The organism is Arachidicoccus ginsenosidivorans, from assembly GCF_007971385.1.
Lineage (GTDB): Bacteria > Bacteroidota > Bacteroidia > Chitinophagales > Chitinophagaceae > Arachidicoccus > Arachidicoccus ginsenosidivorans.
Window position 1 is genome coordinate 4,651,573 of record NZ_CP042434.1, and the last position, 15,569, is coordinate 4,667,141.

Here is a 15,569-nt window from a genome sequence, read left to right on the forward strand (position 1 = left end):
CCTTCGCTGGTTATTTAAAATATTGTTCATTTATTATTTGATTACTTTTATTTGTAGCCTGTGGTAGGGGTAATATCTACCGCATCCTCAACAGGCACTGAATTTCAAAGCATATAATGTTCTTAATTTACTTTTTGCGCGTGTTAAATATACCCGGGAACTACTAACGGGAATATCCATCATGTTTGCTATTTCTTCATGTGTATAACCTTCCACTTCGTGTAGATTGAAAACTATTTTATGATTTTCAGGTAATTGGTTGATGAGCGCCATAATATCTGCCACTTCAAGTGTCATTGAGGCTGGAGCGGCATGCTCAAACTGTTCGGCCTTTTCAATACCAGTCATATTAAAATTGGCTTTTTGTTTGCGGATATGGTCAATGGCGGTCCTGGAGGCGATTTTGGCGATCCATCCCTTAAAAAATTTACCAAAGCTATCCGGATCTTCCGGGCCGCTAAATCCATCGATGTTTTTAAAGATCTTCATAAAACTATCGTTAACCAATTCTTCTGCATCATCTGAGGTATTCACATAACGCAGCGTAACGCCCATCAAATAGCCATAAAAAGTCCTATACAGCCTCTCTTTGGAGGATGCATCACTGTTTTGACAGTCCTGGACAAGGCTTCTGATGCTGGGTGCGTCGCTTTTCATTAAATGACCCTGAGTTTGTCGATCGGGATTTTTGAGGCCTCTATTAAATTTGATTCTTGTGTAGCCATTGACCAAGATGTCTGCATGATTATCCATGAATAACTATTTCACTGTCAATGGCTACTTCATCAAAGGTAACCAATATTCAATTAAAGGAGGTTGAAGTTAAGAGGCAGTATATAAGATAGAGCCACCCTACTCATTTTCCATTACTGCTAGTCCGATTTTCGTTTTACTGTCGGTGGAAGATAATATACCCTTTGCCCATATGGTATAGATTTTAGCTTTTTTAAGCGTAACTGCTGATTTGGTGGCGATTACTTTTTGGGTTTCGCTATTGATTTTTTGGGTTTCGCTATTGATGAGTTTAAGGGTATAATCTTCGCCAGGAGCTATACTTGAAAATTTAGACGCCTTTGAATAAGCAACGGCTTCCAGGCTGGACGTTTGGCCTCCTCCGCTTAACTCAAGTGTAAGATTTGGCGCGTCTGCACTCATATTGGCGAATCGGATGGTAGCCATTGTACTGTCCTGATCCCCCAGGCTATCCTTAAGTAGGGCTAATTTTATATCTCCAATGGTATCGGTGACAAATAACGAATAGGCAACGCCGGGCTCTAAATAAAACTGCTGAGATCCCAGTAGTTCATTGCTGTTATGCAAGGTCACTCCAAATACCCTGAATCCCGGATAGGCGCTGCGATAGCTCAGGACCGTATCATAGGCAAAAGTTGTTGGTAAATAATTTCTGTTGCCGTCAGAGATAAAGTCCAGGGCGCCCGATCCAGGTGCTGCATTGATCAGCGCCACACCTGCCACCTGGACACTGTAACTGTTGTTGTCATCTTTAAGGCAGGAGGAAATACTGATAGCGGCGATGGCCAGTATCAGCCACATTCGCAGGTTGATTGCTTTTTCAATCATCTTTTTCATGGTCGTTATAATTATTGTTGTTTTTGGGCTGCACCTGCTTATGGTGAATCAAAAAGCAGTGTGCAGCTATTTGCTTTACTGGTTATTGAAACGCTGCAGGAGGGAAAAACGCTACACTGCCCACGAATTATCTGGTAGCAATATTTAGGAGGTCCATTGAGCACTTTAAGAAAAAAAAGCTAGTCAACAAAAGCCATGGCATAATGCCAGATTTTGGTCATAAACCCACTGATTCAAGCCCTTTGCGGATTATGTCAGTTGCCAGTTTTTCCGGCTTGCGCCCCTTTGGCAGAAAATTCCCCCTAAATAAGGAAGAAAGCCTTTTACTTAGGATCCCCGAAATTGGGGATTTTAAGTTTTTTTTGCCTTTGGCGTAGATTTTGTATTTCTCTGACAAAGAATTAATTAATCGCAAAATAAAATTTTGAGTATGAAAAAATTCTCCTCGGGTTATCAGCCATGTTGCTCATCTGCGCAGCACAAGGCCTCAAAGCACAATCCTACCGCACTGCAGGTGGATTATTTATTGATTTTGGCAACGGCGCCACCTTGGTGGGACCGCATGTAAAGCATTTTATTAATCCGACTGGTGCCATTCAGGGTATGGTCTTGTTTGGCGATGGACTGACGGCATTAGGCGTGGAATATTCTTATAATGAAGCTGTGCGCAATGCACCAGGTTTATTATGGAATATTGGCGTAGGCCCCCAGGCTGCCTTTGGTAATGGTAATACTGATTTTTTGGTACGCCCTGCCTTAGGAATTGAATATAAAGTACCCAACGCACCCATTGATTTTGGGTTTGACTGGCGCCCCGCCTGGCAATTAACGCATGGTTCTGATTTTGAAGCCGGCCGCTTTGGGATTGCATTTAGATATGTATTTCATTGATGTAATGTGATTTAGGTAAAAAGTTTGGTGGGTTATCCAAGGATATCCACCGCTTGAACGTCTTTTTGTATTTGGTTTTTCCTGCTGCATAAACAGCAGGATCAGCTATAAACAAAAAGACGTTTTTATTTTTCCACAGATAAGCTTCCATAAAAAGCGACAACGAAATGAGCTATATTGGAGAATGTTTTCTACTTTCACAACATTAATCGCTTTTTTTCTTTTCTTAAAATCTTATAAACAAATTTTGTTATGTCTAAGACTATTATAAAATATTGACTAATTTGATTAGTTTTATTGAAAAAAATATTGTAATTTTGAAACCTGAAAATCTAATATTTAAAAACGCTTTTTTAGTATGAGTAATATAAACGCAGAAAAATTAAAGGCTTTAAAGCTGACCATTGATAAAATTGACAAGGATTTTGGGAAAGGAAGCGTCATGATGATGAATGAAAAGCCCAATCGCGTAATTGATTCCATATCAACAGGATCTATTGGCCTGGATACCGCCCTGGGTATTGGTGGTTTACCTCGTGGCCGTGTGGTAGAAATCTATGGACCTGAATCCTCTGGTAAGACGACCCTGGCCATCCATGTGATCGCAGAGGCCCAAAAAAGAGGCGGTATGTGCGCTATTGTCGATGCGGAGCATGCTTTTGACAGCACTTATGCCCGTAAATTAGGTGTGGATGTAGATAATTTATTGATTTCTCAGCCAGATTATGGAGAGCAGGCCCTGGAAATTACTGATCGCCTGATCCTATCCGGTGCACTGGACGTTGTTGTCGTTGACTCCGTCGCTGCCTTGGTCCCTAAAGGGGAACTCGAAGGAGAAATGGGCGATTCTAAGATGGGCTTACAAGCAAGGCTGATGAGTCAGGCACTTAGAAAACTAACCGCCACAATTAGTAAAACCAATACCATTTGTATCTTTATCAATCAGTTGCGCGAAAAGATCGGTGTGATGTTTGGTAATCCGGAAACCACTACCGGTGGTAATGCACTTAAATTCTATGCTTCTGTTCGTCTGGATATCCGCCGTGCAGCTCAGATTAAAGATGGCGATGTAGCCATCGGAAACCGCGTCAAGGTAAAAGTCGTTAAAAATAAAGTAGCCCCTCCTTTCCGTAATACAGAGTTCGACATTATTTACGGACAAGGAATCAGTAAGATCGGTGAAATTATTGATATGGGCGTCGAGTTAGGTATTGTTGGCAAAAGCGGTAGTTGGTTCAGCTATGAAGGCAGTAAGTTAGGACAGGGCCGTGATGCGGTAAAAGGCCTGCTCGGTGATAACCCTGATCTTGCGAATGAAATTGAAGGTAAAATCAGGGCGAAACTCTCTGAACAACAGGCTCCCGCCGATACTGCACAGGCGGTGGAAGAAGCTGCCCAGGAAGCCGAAAAAAAGGCCAGTAAGAAATAACCTGTAAGTCATTTGGTATAAACAGACGTTTTAGGACGTAACCGAATATAAATGTGTTAGTAAATTTGCAATAACGGATAGCTCAAAGGGCTATCCGTTTTGCTTTTGAAAAATAAAAAGTCCTGGCAGGTAATCGTTTAGACGGCTGCCAGGACTTTTTTTTGTATGATGCATAGCCTGATGACACCTGTGCCCTATTTATTTTGTTTTTAACAGGACAACGAATCTGAGGCTGATTTTCTTAGAGGTGCGCTACTAGAATCTTTCCAGTTTAGAGAAGAAGAAGTTTCCTTCGATTGCAGCATTTTCATCACTATCACTGCCATGGACCGCATTTTCTCCAATAGAAGCAGCAAATTGTTTGCGGATCGTACCTTCTGCAGCTTCTGCTGGGTTGGTGGCACCAATCAGCGTTCTGAATGCTGCGACTGCATCTTCTTTTTCCAGAATGGCAGCTACGATCTGACCGCTGCTCATAAAATCAACCAGTTCGCCATAAAAAGGACGCTCTTTGTGTACTTCGTAAAAAGCACCAGCCTGTTCTTTGGTCAGTTTGGTCCATTTCATCGCTTTGATGGTAAAGCCAGCTTTAATGATCTGATCTAAGATAGCACCGGTGTGGCCTTTAGCCGTTGCATCCGGTTTAATCATGGTAAATGTTGTATTGCTCATATTTTTTAAGATTGGCCGCAAAAGTAAAGTATTTTGGCCAATTAACGAGTGGTAGTCTTTAGGATTTTAGGCTTTGAATGGCCCTTGATCACTGATATTAAAATAAACAATCATTAAGGGAGATAAAATTTAGGTTTCTTAAACGAATAAGCGACAAAGCCTTGCTTCAAAACGATTGATTCGTGGCTGTGCATAATTGCAGGACGGTTATTTTTTATTTATTGCCGGTAGGCAACGCTGCCCTAATCTAAGCTTTGCCAACCGCGCAAAATCAGTTATTTTTGCGCCAGTCAGATTTTAAACCTGCCAGGCCTTTCTGATATGAACTACACTGTATCAATTGGTTCCGGCACCACAAATACACTAAAATATTCATGAAACCAATCACGGAATTCTATTCCTTACTCAATACAACGACCAAAGCTAAAAAAGTATTGATCACCATGCACCAGAAGCCAGATGGCGATGCCATGGGCTCTACCCTGGCACTATACCATTTACTGGCTAAGTTGGGCCATCAGGTGCAGGTCATCTCCCCTACCAACTGGGCCTCTTTTTTGGATTGGTTGCCGGGTGCGCAGCAGGTATGGGATTATGAGAAAACCAAGCTGTTTAGTGATGCCTATATTAAGGCCGCTGACTGGATTTTTTGCCTGGATTTCAATGTACTATATAGAACCAAAAATATGGAGCCTGCACTTTTGAATGCAAAAGGGGTCAAAATATTGATTGATCACCATGAGCAACCTCAAATAGAGGCCTTTGATTATGGGATCAGTATTCCGGCCAAAAGTTCCACCTGTGAAATGATCTATGACTTTATTGTATCCAGCGGTCATAGGGAATTGATTGATCCTGAGCTGGCCAGTTGTATTTATACGGGTCTTATGACCGATACCGGCTCTTTTAGATTTCCCTCTACCACCGCCTCCGTGCATGAAGCCATTGCTGATTTAAAGAATCTGGGACTCCAGCACAGTCCGGTGCATGAACATATTTATGACTCAAACTCAGAACAGCGCCTGCGTTTTCTGGGCCACTCTCTGCTCAAGCGCATGGAAGTGCTCTATGAATACAATACGGCCATTATGACCATCCCTAAGGCTGATTTGCTGGCTTTTCATACAAAAACCGGTGATACTGAAGGATTAGTCAATTACTTACTTTCCATTGAGGGGATTCGCTTTGGGGCCATTGTCATTGACCGCGACGAGGAAAGAAAGTGGAGTTTTAGGAGCAAAGGTGATTTTGACGTCAATGAATTTGCCCGCAAACATTTTAATGGAGGCGGTCATAAAAATGCTGCAGGCGGCAATACGGCAGATTCGCTCACAGAAACAGTCCAAAAATTTAAAAAGGTTTTATTAGATTATAAGTCCGCTTTGAATTAATATTGCGAATCCAAAATATTAAAAGAACGCATAATTTTAAAAATGAAAAGACTATTTTTTGCATTTTCAGCCGTTGCCATCTTGGGGCTGGCGGCTTGTAATGTCAATTACAAGACTACGCCATCGGGCATGAAATATAAAATTCTGACCGGTAAGGTAGTCGGCGCAGACACGACTGGTGTCCAGGTGGCAGCCGGTGACATTGTTAAATTCAAATTTAAATTCTCCATTCCGGAATTAGGAGACACCGTATGGCGTGATTCCTACGACAAGATGCCACAGTATACCAAGGTAGACACCAGCGCCAGAACCAAAATGACCTTTTTAGAAATATTTCCGCAGTTAAAATCCGGAGATAGCGCTGAGGTGATCATCAGTGTTGATAGCATCATTAAACAAGGGGACCTAACCAGGGCTTGCCGCCGATTATGACCAAAGGCCGTCACGTAAAGGCGACGGTCAGTATCCTGAATGTTTTCAAGGATGAAGCTGCTGCTCAGGCAGATGTGACCAAAGAAAGGACCAAACAGCAGGAAATTTCACAGGTGAAATTAAAACAAGCCACTGCTGATCTGGATAAATATATTAAAGACAAAGGCCTGAAAGCTGTTAAAACCAAAAGCGGCGCCTATGTTGTTATTGATCAGCCAGGTGATATCAGCAAAAAAGCAGATTCAGGGATGACAGCGACCATTAAATATACCGGTAGCCTGCTGTCTAACGGAAAAGCCTTTGATTCCAATATAGACTCTACTATTGCAGGACATACAGAACCATTACCTATTGCCGTTGGTGAGCACCGTTCCATCGTCGGAATGGATGAAGGTCTACGTTTATTTGGTAAAGGTGCCAAAGGAACCATTTATATCCCGGCTGAACTAGGCTATGGTGATAGAGATCAAGGTGAAAAGATCCCTGCTTTCAGTAACCTGAAATTTGATATTCAGGTGTTGGATGTTACCCCTTCAGATTCCGCTAAAAAGTAATCAAAACTAGGTTCGCCTTTTGGTGAAGCCTATTATATTGAAAATAGCCGCTCCGGTAGTATATGCACCCGCAAACTACCAAGAGTGGCTATTTTTATTTTTCTTAAATAGGCCGTAAAGTTGATTTTCCATAAAATATGCCTATAGCAATGCTAGGGAAAGCTAAACGGCTAATTATCTCAAAGTCAGTTGCCCTGTTCTTTGCATGCTGCATTTTAGAATAGGTTGTTTTGGCTTAAATTTGCTAAATTTACCCCGTGTCCAAGTTTACCCGATTAACCCTGATTCAATTCAGAAATTACCAGCAGGCAGCTTTTGATTTTAAGCAGCAAATTATTGGAATTGCCGGGCCGAATGGGAGTGGCAAAACCAATCTTTTGGATGCGATTTATTACTTATGCTTTACCCGTAGTTATTTTGCCAGACCGGACAGTAAAAATGCCTTGCATGGCACGGAGGGCTTTCGCCTGGAAGGCGAGGTTGCAATAGCAGATACAGCACATAAAGCGTATCAGGACATTGTGGGTGATGGCGATGTCAAGGATGATAAGGATGTGAAGGAAACCAAGGATGCTGCGCTTACCACGCTTACTAAGCCTATTCGGGATCAACTTTTATGCATTGTGCGGCCAGGCGGCAAAAAAGAATTTTTATTCAATCAGGTGGCTTATGACCGATTTTCGCAGCATATTGGCAGATTGCCGGCCGTCATGATCGCGCCTGACGACAGTCAGTTGATTATGGGCGGCAGCGAAGAACGCAGAAAATTTATAGATACCATTTTAGCGCAAACAGACCCGGAATATCTGCAGCATTTAATCCATTATAATAAGATCCTTCAGCAGCGCAATGCGCTGTTGAAATCCGGGCAGCCGCTCAGTCAGATTCAACCAGTTTTATCCGTGCTGGATCAGCAACTCTGCCATCAGGGGCACCTTTATTTGAAAAAAGAAAGGCCTGTCTGCATGATTTACTGCCTGCTGTATTAAGTAAGTACCAGGTTATCGCCGGTAAAGCAGAAGGGCTACACATTAAGTATCATTCAGCTTTATTTGCAGATAACCTGGAATTATTACTAAAAAATAGTCTGGGGCAGATCTGCAAATGCAAAGAACCACCAAAGGTATCCACCGCGATGAATTGGTGATTACCCTGGATGGACTTCAGTTTAAAACCCTGGCCTCCCAAGGACAGCGAAAAAGCCTGTTATTTGCTTTAAAACTGGCCTCCTATGATTATATAGCCAGGGTAAAACAAGTAATCCCTATCTTATTATTGGATGATGTTTTTGAAAAACTCGATGAGGACAGGATGATCAATCTGCTTGGACAGGTCACAGACCAGGCCAAGGGACAGATCTTTATTACAGATACGCATGCAGCGCGGTTAAAAACCGCTTTTGAAAAGCTGGAGAAAGACTATCAACTCATTGAACTCAAAGATACGCCTGACGGGTAATTGTTTGGGAGAACTGGTTGAATTTGAACTTATATCAACATGAGTGGGGCCATAACCAGGGCGATTAACCACTAAATCTTATGGGGGGTATAAAATTTAGTGGTTCCAGGCGTTAATAGCCGTTAAAACGGCTTATAAACGTAAAAAATCCCTTATTTTCGCGCAAAATAATTAGATAATCAACCTAAATAATCAATAAAAAACTATGTCAACAGCCGCTAATACGTCTACTGGAATAGAAAAAATCGATTTTAATCTCCCCTACAAGGTGGCAGATATCCATTTGGCCGATTGGGGTCGTAAGGAAATAAGACTCGCAGAGGCAGAAATGCCCGGACTAATGAGTCTGCGTGAGGAGTATGGTGCTGCTCAGCCGCTGAAAGGTGCCCGCATTGCCGGTTGTCTGCATATGACTATTCAGACCGCCGTCTTAATTGAGACCCTGACAGCCCTGGGTGCAGAGGTAAGATGGAGTTCTTGTAATATCTTCTCTACGCAGGATCATGCCGCTGCGGCCATTGCCGCAACGGGAGTCCCTGTATTTGCCTGGAAAGGAGAAACCCAACAAGAGGCCGATTGGTGCATTGAACAGACCCTGTTTTTTGGCAGCAAGGAAAAGCCCCTTAATATGATCTTAGATGATGGCGGGGATCTGACCAATATGGTGCTGGATCAATATCCTGAACTGGTGGCAGGCATTAAAGGCCTGTCTGAGGAAACCACCACAGGTGTACACAGATTATATGAAAGAATGGCGAAAGGTACGTTGCCGATCCCAGCCATTAACGTTAATGACTCAGTTACCAAATCCAAATTTGATAATAAATACGGCTGTAGAGAATCCTGCGTAGACGCGATCCGTCGTGCAACGGATGTAATGATCGCCGGTAAAGTCGCTGTAGTAGCTGGTTTCGGGGATGTTGGTAAAGGCTCTGCAGAATCACTTCGTGGCGCCGGTGCCCGGGTGATCGTGACAGAAATCGATCCGATTTGTGCCCTGCAGGCTGCTATGGAAGGATTTGAAGTAAAAAAAATGGAAGATGCGGTAAAAGAAGCGGATATTATCGTGACCACTACAGGTTGCAGAGATATCATTGCTGAACGTGAATTCCGTTTAATGAAAGATAAAACCATTGTTTGTAACATTGGTCACTTCGATATTGAAATCGATATGCAGTGGCTGAATAATAACTACGGATCCACTAAAAATACCATTAAGCCACAGGTAGATCTTTATACGATCGACGGCAAAGATGTTATTGTACTGGCAGAAGGCCGCCTGGTAAACCTGGGTTGTGCAACCGGTCATCCTTCCTTTGTGATGAGTAATTCTTTTACCAATCAGACGCTGGCCCAAATTGAACTCTGGCTGCATCCGGAAAACTATGAAAACAAAGTTTATGTGCTGCCTAAGCACCTGGATGAAAAAGTAGCCCGTCTGCACCTGGCCAAAATCGGCGTTACCCTGGATGTGTTGACAGATGCACAATCAGCCTATCTGAATATTGCTAAAGAAGGACCTTATAAACCTGATCATTACCGCTATTAATTGATTTTTAAATAAGCGGATCTTGACAAAAAGCGTGTCTACCTGTTTTAATAAACATTGGATACGCTTTTTGTTTAAGTACCCTTTAATTTATGCGCTTACTATAGTACTTATTGTTAGTACTTATTGCCGTTTGCGCACAATAGATTTTTTCATTACAGATCCATTATTTATGTCCACCCTAACTTTAATACATAATGCCAGTTGTTCTAAAAGCCAGTGCTTGTATCAATTCCTGACAGATAACCATATCCCTTTTGTTTTGCGGGATTATTTGCAAAGGCCACTCTCTAGGGACGAATTAATAACGCTCATTGAAAAAACAGGATTCCCTGCGCAAAAGCTGCTACGTCAAAGCGATCCGGATTATCTTGAGCTGATGGCTAAAAGTGGGCTTAACAGTTCAGGGGATACAAAGGCGGTAATAGACGTGCTGGTCAAATATCCCCGGTTTTTGCAAAGACCCATATTGGTAATGGGGACCTTGCGGTAATTGGTCGTCCTTTTGAAGTTGCCACGGCATTTTTACGGGATAATGGCTTGTTATAAATTTAGCAGGTTCTGATGTTAGGTGCCCGAGAGACTTGCTAAGTAATAAGGAAATGCTAAACCCTTACCAAATGACCCTGGAAATGCAATTTAGGCGGGAACAAGTCCGATTTTACGGTGGTCATATAATAATCTTTCATTACCTTTGCCACCTCTAAAAAAGTTCTTATTCCATATCCTTATGATCAGCAGAAGAAATATCCGGGTGAAAGTCATGCAGCTTTTGTATGCAGTAGATGTGATGAAACCTGAAAAGCCTTTATTTGCCGGCGGCGATCTTTCAAAAACTTTACTTCAGCAAATTGATCAAACCAGGGCGCTGGTCGTGTATTTACTCGATAACCTGGTGCATATCGCTGGTTATGCCGAAAAGCACGCCCGCCAGCTTGCCTCCAAGCACATTGTTACTTCAGCAGATCTGGCCTTTAATATTAAACTGGCCGGCAATGAGGTCATTTGGAAAATTAAAGAAGATACGGGTTTTCAAAATGTTATCAGCATTGAAAAAACCGATAGCCAGATCGATCCGGAAATCATTAAAAAGATTTTTCTGGAACTGATCACCACGGCCACCTATCAGGACTATATCGCCCAGCAAAACCGGGATAAAAAGTCAGAATCAGCGATTATCTCCTTCATTTTCACAAATTTATTATTGACCCACGAAGGGTTTTTGTCGCAACTTGAAGAGCGTTTTGCTAATCTGGATGATGATGCAGAGATGGCAGAGCAAATGGTCATGCAATACCTGCATAAGCCTAGCTCCATGCACCTGGATCAGTCGGTGGCGCCTGATAAATGGCAATATGCCCGCCAGCTCTTACACACGGTAATGGAAAAGGAAGATTACCTGATGGAGCTGATCAAGCCTAAATTAAAAAACTGGGATTCAGACCGTATTGCACTCATAGACATGGTTTTATTAAAAATGGGCCTGACAGAATTGCTCTATTTTGAGACCATTCCAACCAAAGTCACTATCAATGAATACATTGATATTGCTAAAGACTATTCCACCCAACAAAGCGGACAATTTGTAAATGGAATTTTAGATTCTATTCATAAAGAGCTAATTTCGCAAAATAAGATCCAAAAGGTCGATTTTAAAAAATAATTAAACCTATTTTTAAACAGGAATTTTATGCGAAAAATATGCTTAGCTGGGATTTGTCTGTTTACACTGGCAGTGGGTTTTACTGCCTGTCAGGATAGTACAGGTAGCAATCTGAAAGCACCGGCAAATGCCCAGACCGATACCGCTAATTTTACCACTATTCACTGGATTGATTCCTTAAAGGATTTTGGTACCGCCAAAATGGGGGATAAAGTAAAAATAGCTTACAGTTTTGAGAACACAGGCAGTAAGCCACTATTTATCACGGAGGTAAGACCCACCTGCGGTTGTACGGTGGCTGATTATACAAAGACGGCCGTCATGCCTGGTAAAAAGGGCAATGTAACCGCCGAATTTGACACCAACCATGGCGCACCCGGCAGCGTTCGTAAAAGCATCGTTGTGAGTTCCAATACAAGCAATGACGCCCATTTTGTGTTAGGCTTTACGGGAAAAGTGACCAAATAAGGGTTGTGCCAGCACAAAGATGAATAGAACAAATATCGAATCATTGGTTTTAAATAACGATATCCAATATCTATATTAAATTCAGCAAACAATAAATTTTACATTCAAAAACAGACAATTCAATGAGTACGCTTAATTCTGTATTACTTATGTCCGGTCAGGGCGGCCAGGCTGGCGGCGGATCCGCCCAGTTGATTATTATGATCGGTATCATTGTGGTTTTCTATTTCTTTATGATCAGACCACAGACCAAAAAGGCAAAAGACCAGAAAAATTTTATCAATGACCTGCAAAAAGGTGACAAAGTCGTCACTATTGCCGGCATTCATGGAACGATCAATAAGGTAAATGAAGACGGAACCACAATTATGCTGGAAACCAGCCCTGGTAGTTACGTTAAACTGGAAAAATCCGCCATTTCCCTGGATTGGACCAAAGGATTACAAGGGGGCGCTAAAAAGGCCTAATATCCCTGAAAAAATCAATCTATTTTTCTACAGCCACCAAGCATTATTTAGGTAATACTAGTGGCTGTTTTTTATGCAATTATACGTACTGAGGTACAGATATTATCAAAGCCGCCATGTTGCGGTAAATTTGTACCTTGGTTGGGCAAATAAGAAAAAATATAATTATGCTGAAAATCGGGATTACCGGGGGTATTGGCAGCGGCAAATCCGTAGTAACGAATCTGTTCAGAAAACTGGGCGTGCCTGTTTTTGACAGTGACCTGGTTGCCCGTAGCCTTATTGACAGCGATCCTGTTATCAAAGCGCAAATTATCGAGGCTTTTGGAAGGGATGCCTATTTGCCCGAAAATCAGGGCCTGAATCGAAAAAAGATCGGCCAACTTGTTTTTAATAATCAACAACTTTTGGAAACCTTAAACAAGATCACCCATCCGCCTGTTATCAAGGCTGCCGAGGACTGGGTAGCCATTCAAAATGAAGCATTTAAATCAAAAATGAGTGAGTGGTCTAATGGACAGTCCGGAACCCAAAACAGCGCTATTGCTGACCTCGACCAGGCCAAACCCACCAGCTATCTGATTAAAGAAGCTGCTTTGCTTTTTGAGTCAGGTTCTAACAGATCACTTGACTTTATTTTGGGAATCTATGCGGATAAAGCCACCAGAATACAAAGAATCATGGATCGAGATCAATTAAGTTTTGAGGCGGCGAACAGCAGGATACTGAAGCAAATGGATGAAAATGAAAAAATGAAGCGGTGTGGTGGCGTAATCGTTAATAATGGACAAACACTACTCTGGCCCCAGGTGATCGCCTGGCATCGTCAGTTTTTACAACAAAGTAGTAAGGCTGCAGTTGAAGTTTAAACGCCCTGAATAAAAAAAAGTTAAAGCTAACCCTTTGAGATTACTTTTTAATCCGTTATTTGTCAAATAACTAAATAATAGTATATTCACTAAAAATTAATCTATAAGCAGAAGCCCCGCTTTTTTAAAGCAACCAACAACGATAGGTCGGATAAATGAATAAATGAATAGATAGATGAATAAATGTAGAAATGAAGTAGGATTAAAGAGTTTTAGGTAAGACGGGGGAGTTTGGGTAGGATTAGATTTTGAATGGGTGAAATTTAAAATGTTGTATCTATTGCCTAACCTTTGTTGAAGTTTAGTTTTGATGGCTTTTAAAGAAAGGCGCGAGGTTGGGTGCAATGGTCAAAACCATTATTTAAAACGGTATAATGTATAAATTTGTATCAATAATAGATTAATAAACATATAAAGGGTATATTATAAAAGAACAATCCATAAAATTTAAAATGATGAAAAAACTATTGCTTTGGTGTGTTCCTGTTGTCATGTTATTTATGGCAGGGTGCAGCTCCTCAAGATTGACCACAAGTTGGGTCTCCAAGGACTTACAGGCCAATGGCCAGCATTTTAATAAAGTCCTTGTACTAGGCATGTTAAGTGCAAAAAACAGAGCCGTCAAAGTGAATATGGAAAATGAACTGGCATCTGGATTAATTAACATGGGCATACAGGCCGTTACCGCCACAGATGTATATGGCCCCAATGCATTCAGGCATAAATCCGAAAATCAGGTGCTCAGGATGCTTAAAAAAGATGGCATTGATGGGGTGATTACCATCGCCATGATTGATAAGAATGCCAGCCGCAGGTTTGTACCGGGTTATTACGGTGTAGGTCCTTATTATTTTTGGAGTTATTATTCTTTCTATGCACCTTATATGTGGGGTGCGCCTTACGGAGGGTATTATGAAAGAACCACCTCCTACTCTTTCGAGACCAATCTGTATGATTTACAACAAAAGAACAAAATGTTGTACTCTGCACAATCAGAAACCATCGATCCAAGTTCCGCTGAAAAGATGTCCTATGATTTTGCGAAAACGATCTTAAAAGACATGCAGGCAAAAAGGATTTTAAGATAAGCTTTCCTATAACCCGTTTAAATAAAAAGACTTATTTCTTTTAGAAATGAGTCTTTTTATTTACCCCAATATGGAGGCAAATTGCAAGGTAAATCAGCAGGCGGACAAGGTGCAAAAAAGCCCCAAAAATGCACTTTAAAAGAAAAAATAAGGTTAAAAAAGAAAAAATTTTTTTTAGAAAAATTGGCTCAAAATTTTGCAGAATTGAAGATTTTTTACTAAATGAAAATCGCTGTAACCCTTTATTTGTAGGTATTAGCGTTGTTTGATATATATGAGTGCCTGAAAAACCATTCAAAATAGATAGGGAGTTTTCAACATACTGTGCAAAGATTTTTTTTTGGTTAATATAAATGGTTATATATTTACTACTAATTTACTAACCATTAAAATAAATTTTATCATGGCAACAGCTAAAAAAGCTGCTAAAAAAGCAGCACCAAAAAAGGCAGCCGTTAAAAAAGTAGCTAAAAAAGCCGCTCCTAAAAAAGCAGCTAAGAAAGCCGCTAAAAAAGCAGCTCCTAAGAAAGCCGTTAAAAAAGTAGCCAAAAAAGCAGCTCCTAAAAAAGCAGCAAAAAAGGTCGCTAAAAAGGCAGCTCCCAAAAAAGCAGCAAAAAAGGTAGCTAAAAAAGCAGCTCCTAAGAAAGCAGCAAAAAAGGTAGCCAAAAAAGCAGCTCCTAAAAAAGCAGCAAAAAAGGTCGCTAAAAAGGCAGCTCCCAAAAAAGCAGCAAAAAAAGTAGCTAAAAAAGCAGCTCCTAAAAAGGCCGCTAAGAAAGCAGCTAAAAAAGCCGCTCCTAAAAAAGCTGGTGCAAAGCGCGGTAAGAAGGCGTCCGTACCTCCGCCTGCAGCTGCTCCAGAAGCTACGCCTGCAACAAACAGTTAATCATAACTGTACAAATGCACATATTGAAGTCCCGATTTTTCGGGACTTTTTTTATACCTGCTCTTTCTCACTGCCCTCTGCTCAGGCTAAATAAGGCACTTAACCTTTAATTTGTTGGACCGGAGCTGTTGATTTAAGCCTTAGTTGACGTACTTTTAAGGCACT

Annotated in this window: 19 protein-coding genes; 16 read left to right on the plus strand and 3 right to left on the minus strand. The window is 41.4% G+C overall.

Annotated features, from left to right (window positions below):
- Window positions 1–87: 87 nt before the first annotated feature.
- Window positions 88–753: an RNA polymerase sigma factor gene (locus tag FSB73_RS18705; RefSeq protein WP_225974173.1), complete on the minus strand. Its 666-nt coding sequence runs from the start codon at window positions 751–753 to the stop codon at window positions 88–90.
- 99 nt (window positions 754–852) lie between these two features.
- Entirely contained in the window at window positions 853–1,590 is a 738-nt protein-coding gene (locus tag FSB73_RS18710) for a DUF4397 domain-containing protein (RefSeq protein WP_146785675.1), read from the minus strand.
- 459 nt (window positions 1,591–2,049) lie between these two features.
- On the opposite strand from FSB73_RS18710, the gene FSB73_RS18715 reads away from it, so the two are divergent.
- Together FSB73_RS18715 and recA are read left to right on the plus strand one after the other, a co-directional pair.
- Complete coding sequence (locus FSB73_RS18715) at window positions 2,050–2,481, plus strand: hypothetical protein (protein WP_146785678.1); 432 nt, start codon at window positions 2,050–2,052, stop codon at window positions 2,479–2,481.
- Window positions 2,482–2,839: 358 nt separating this feature from the next.
- Window positions 2,840–3,910 (plus strand): recombinase RecA, encoded by a 1,071-nt coding sequence (gene recA, locus FSB73_RS18720; RefSeq protein WP_146785681.1) that lies wholly within the window; start codon window positions 2,840–2,842, stop codon window positions 3,908–3,910.
- 255 nt (window positions 3,911–4,165) lie between these two features.
- Here recA and FSB73_RS18725 read toward each other — a convergent pair whose 3' ends face one another.
- Complete coding sequence (locus tag FSB73_RS18725; protein WP_146785685.1) at window positions 4,166–4,582, minus strand: nucleoside-diphosphate kinase; 417 nt, start codon at window positions 4,580–4,582, stop codon at window positions 4,166–4,168.
- Window positions 4,583–4,956: 374 nt separating this feature from the next.
- Between FSB73_RS18725 and FSB73_RS18730 the strand changes: the two genes are divergently transcribed.
- From FSB73_RS18730 to FSB73_RS18790, 14 genes are all read left to right on the plus strand, one after another.
- Window positions 4,957–5,973 (plus strand): DHH family phosphoesterase, encoded by a 1,017-nt coding sequence (locus FSB73_RS18730; protein ID WP_146785688.1) that lies wholly within the window; start codon window positions 4,957–4,959, stop codon window positions 5,971–5,973.
- A 42-nt stretch (window positions 5,974–6,015) separates the two neighbouring features.
- Window positions 6,016–6,405, plus strand: a complete 390-nt coding sequence (locus FSB73_RS18735; RefSeq protein ID WP_146785691.1) for a hypothetical protein — start codon at window positions 6,016–6,018, stop codon at window positions 6,403–6,405.
- A complete protein-coding gene (locus FSB73_RS18740) occupies window positions 6,402–6,959 on the plus strand; it encodes an FKBP-type peptidyl-prolyl cis-trans isomerase (protein WP_146785695.1) in 558 nt (185 codons plus the stop codon). The genes FSB73_RS18735 and FSB73_RS18740 overlap by 4 nt, the downstream gene beginning before the upstream one ends.
- A 257-nt stretch (window positions 6,960–7,216) precedes the next feature.
- The gene (locus FSB73_RS25585) at window positions 7,217–7,948 is read left to right on the plus strand and encodes a DNA replication/repair protein RecF (protein ID WP_225974174.1); all 732 of its coding nucleotides are present in this window, start codon (window positions 7,217–7,219) and stop codon (window positions 7,946–7,948) included.
- Window positions 7,949–8,063: 115 nt separating this feature from the next.
- Window positions 8,064–8,417, plus strand: coding sequence for a DNA replication/repair protein RecF (locus tag FSB73_RS18750; RefSeq protein WP_146785698.1), 354 nt, complete (start codon window positions 8,064–8,066; stop codon window positions 8,415–8,417).
- Between the two features lie 205 nt (window positions 8,418–8,622).
- A complete protein-coding gene (gene ahcY, locus FSB73_RS18755; protein ID WP_146785701.1) occupies window positions 8,623–9,966 on the plus strand; it encodes an adenosylhomocysteinase in 1,344 nt (447 codons plus the stop codon).
- 223 nt (window positions 9,967–10,189) lie between these two features.
- Window positions 10,190–10,459: an arsenate reductase family protein gene (locus FSB73_RS18760; protein ID WP_146785704.1), complete on the plus strand. Its 270-nt coding sequence runs from the start codon at window positions 10,190–10,192 to the stop codon at window positions 10,457–10,459.
- 237 nt (window positions 10,460–10,696) lie between these two features.
- A complete protein-coding gene (gene nusB, locus FSB73_RS18765; RefSeq protein WP_146785706.1) occupies window positions 10,697–11,629 on the plus strand; it encodes a transcription antitermination factor NusB in 933 nt (310 codons plus the stop codon).
- Window positions 11,630–11,656: 27 nt separating this feature from the next.
- On the plus strand, window positions 11,657–12,097 hold the full coding sequence (locus FSB73_RS18770; protein WP_146785708.1) for a DUF1573 domain-containing protein: 441 nt from the start codon (window positions 11,657–11,659) through the stop codon (window positions 12,095–12,097).
- Window positions 12,098–12,219: 122 nt separating this feature from the next.
- Window positions 12,220–12,564 (plus strand): preprotein translocase subunit YajC, encoded by a 345-nt coding sequence (gene yajC, locus FSB73_RS18775; protein WP_146785711.1) that lies wholly within the window; start codon window positions 12,220–12,222, stop codon window positions 12,562–12,564.
- 167 nt (window positions 12,565–12,731) lie between these two features.
- The gene (coaE, locus tag FSB73_RS18780) at window positions 12,732–13,433 is read left to right on the plus strand and encodes a dephospho-CoA kinase (protein ID WP_146785714.1); all 702 of its coding nucleotides are present in this window, start codon (window positions 12,732–12,734) and stop codon (window positions 13,431–13,433) included.
- 452 nt (window positions 13,434–13,885) lie between these two features.
- Window positions 13,886–14,521, plus strand: coding sequence for a hypothetical protein (locus FSB73_RS18785; protein WP_146785717.1), 636 nt, complete (start codon window positions 13,886–13,888; stop codon window positions 14,519–14,521).
- Window positions 14,522–14,602: 81 nt separating this feature from the next.
- Window positions 14,603–14,743, plus strand: coding sequence for a hypothetical protein (locus tag FSB73_RS23375; protein ID WP_158639606.1), 141 nt, complete (start codon window positions 14,603–14,605; stop codon window positions 14,741–14,743).
- 181 nt (window positions 14,744–14,924) lie between these two features.
- The gene (locus FSB73_RS18790; RefSeq protein WP_146785720.1) at window positions 14,925–15,404 is read left to right on the plus strand and encodes a hypothetical protein; all 480 of its coding nucleotides are present in this window, start codon (window positions 14,925–14,927) and stop codon (window positions 15,402–15,404) included.
- Window positions 15,405–15,569: the final 165 nt, after the last annotated feature.

What these genes read in the sequence shown, in the direction of transcription:
- FSB73_RS18725 (WP_146785685.1), bottom strand. Translation starts at nt 4,582, where the DNA reads ATGAGCAATACAACATTTACCATGATTAAACCGGATGCAACGGCTAAA.
- recA (WP_146785681.1), top strand. Translation starts at nt 2,840, where the DNA reads ATGAGTAATATAAACGCAGAAAAATTAAAGGCTTTAAAGCTGACCATT.
- FSB73_RS18705 (WP_225974173.1), bottom strand. Translation starts at nt 753, where the DNA reads ATGGATAATCATGCAGACATCTTGGTCAATGGCTACACAAGAATCAAA.
- FSB73_RS18730 (WP_146785688.1), top strand. Translation starts at nt 4,957, where the DNA reads ATGAAACCAATCACGGAATTCTATTCCTTACTCAATACAACGACCAAA.
- coaE (WP_146785714.1), top strand. Translation starts at nt 12,732, where the DNA reads ATGCTGAAAATCGGGATTACCGGGGGTATTGGCAGCGGCAAATCCGTA.
- yajC (WP_146785711.1), top strand. Translation starts at nt 12,220, where the DNA reads ATGAGTACGCTTAATTCTGTATTACTTATGTCCGGTCAGGGCGGCCAG.
- FSB73_RS18750 (WP_146785698.1), top strand. Translation starts at nt 8,064, where the DNA reads ATGCAAAGAACCACCAAAGGTATCCACCGCGATGAATTGGTGATTACC.
- FSB73_RS18710 (WP_146785675.1), bottom strand. Translation starts at nt 1,590, where the DNA reads ATGAAAAAGATGATTGAAAAAGCAATCAACCTGCGAATGTGGCTGATA.
- FSB73_RS18740 (WP_146785695.1), top strand. Translation starts at nt 6,402, where the DNA reads ATGACCAAAGGCCGTCACGTAAAGGCGACGGTCAGTATCCTGAATGTT.
- nusB (WP_146785706.1), top strand. Translation starts at nt 10,697, where the DNA reads ATGATCAGCAGAAGAAATATCCGGGTGAAAGTCATGCAGCTTTTGTAT.
- FSB73_RS18735 (WP_146785691.1), top strand. Translation starts at nt 6,016, where the DNA reads ATGAAAAGACTATTTTTTGCATTTTCAGCCGTTGCCATCTTGGGGCTG.
- FSB73_RS18790 (WP_146785720.1), top strand. Translation starts at nt 14,925, where the DNA reads ATGGCAACAGCTAAAAAAGCTGCTAAAAAAGCAGCACCAAAAAAGGCA.
- FSB73_RS18715 (WP_146785678.1), top strand. Translation starts at nt 2,050, where the DNA reads ATGTTGCTCATCTGCGCAGCACAAGGCCTCAAAGCACAATCCTACCGC.
- FSB73_RS18785 (WP_146785717.1), top strand. Translation starts at nt 13,886, where the DNA reads ATGATGAAAAAACTATTGCTTTGGTGTGTTCCTGTTGTCATGTTATTT.
- ahcY (WP_146785701.1), top strand. Translation starts at nt 8,623, where the DNA reads ATGTCAACAGCCGCTAATACGTCTACTGGAATAGAAAAAATCGATTTT.
- FSB73_RS18770 (WP_146785708.1), top strand. Translation starts at nt 11,657, where the DNA reads ATGCGAAAAATATGCTTAGCTGGGATTTGTCTGTTTACACTGGCAGTG.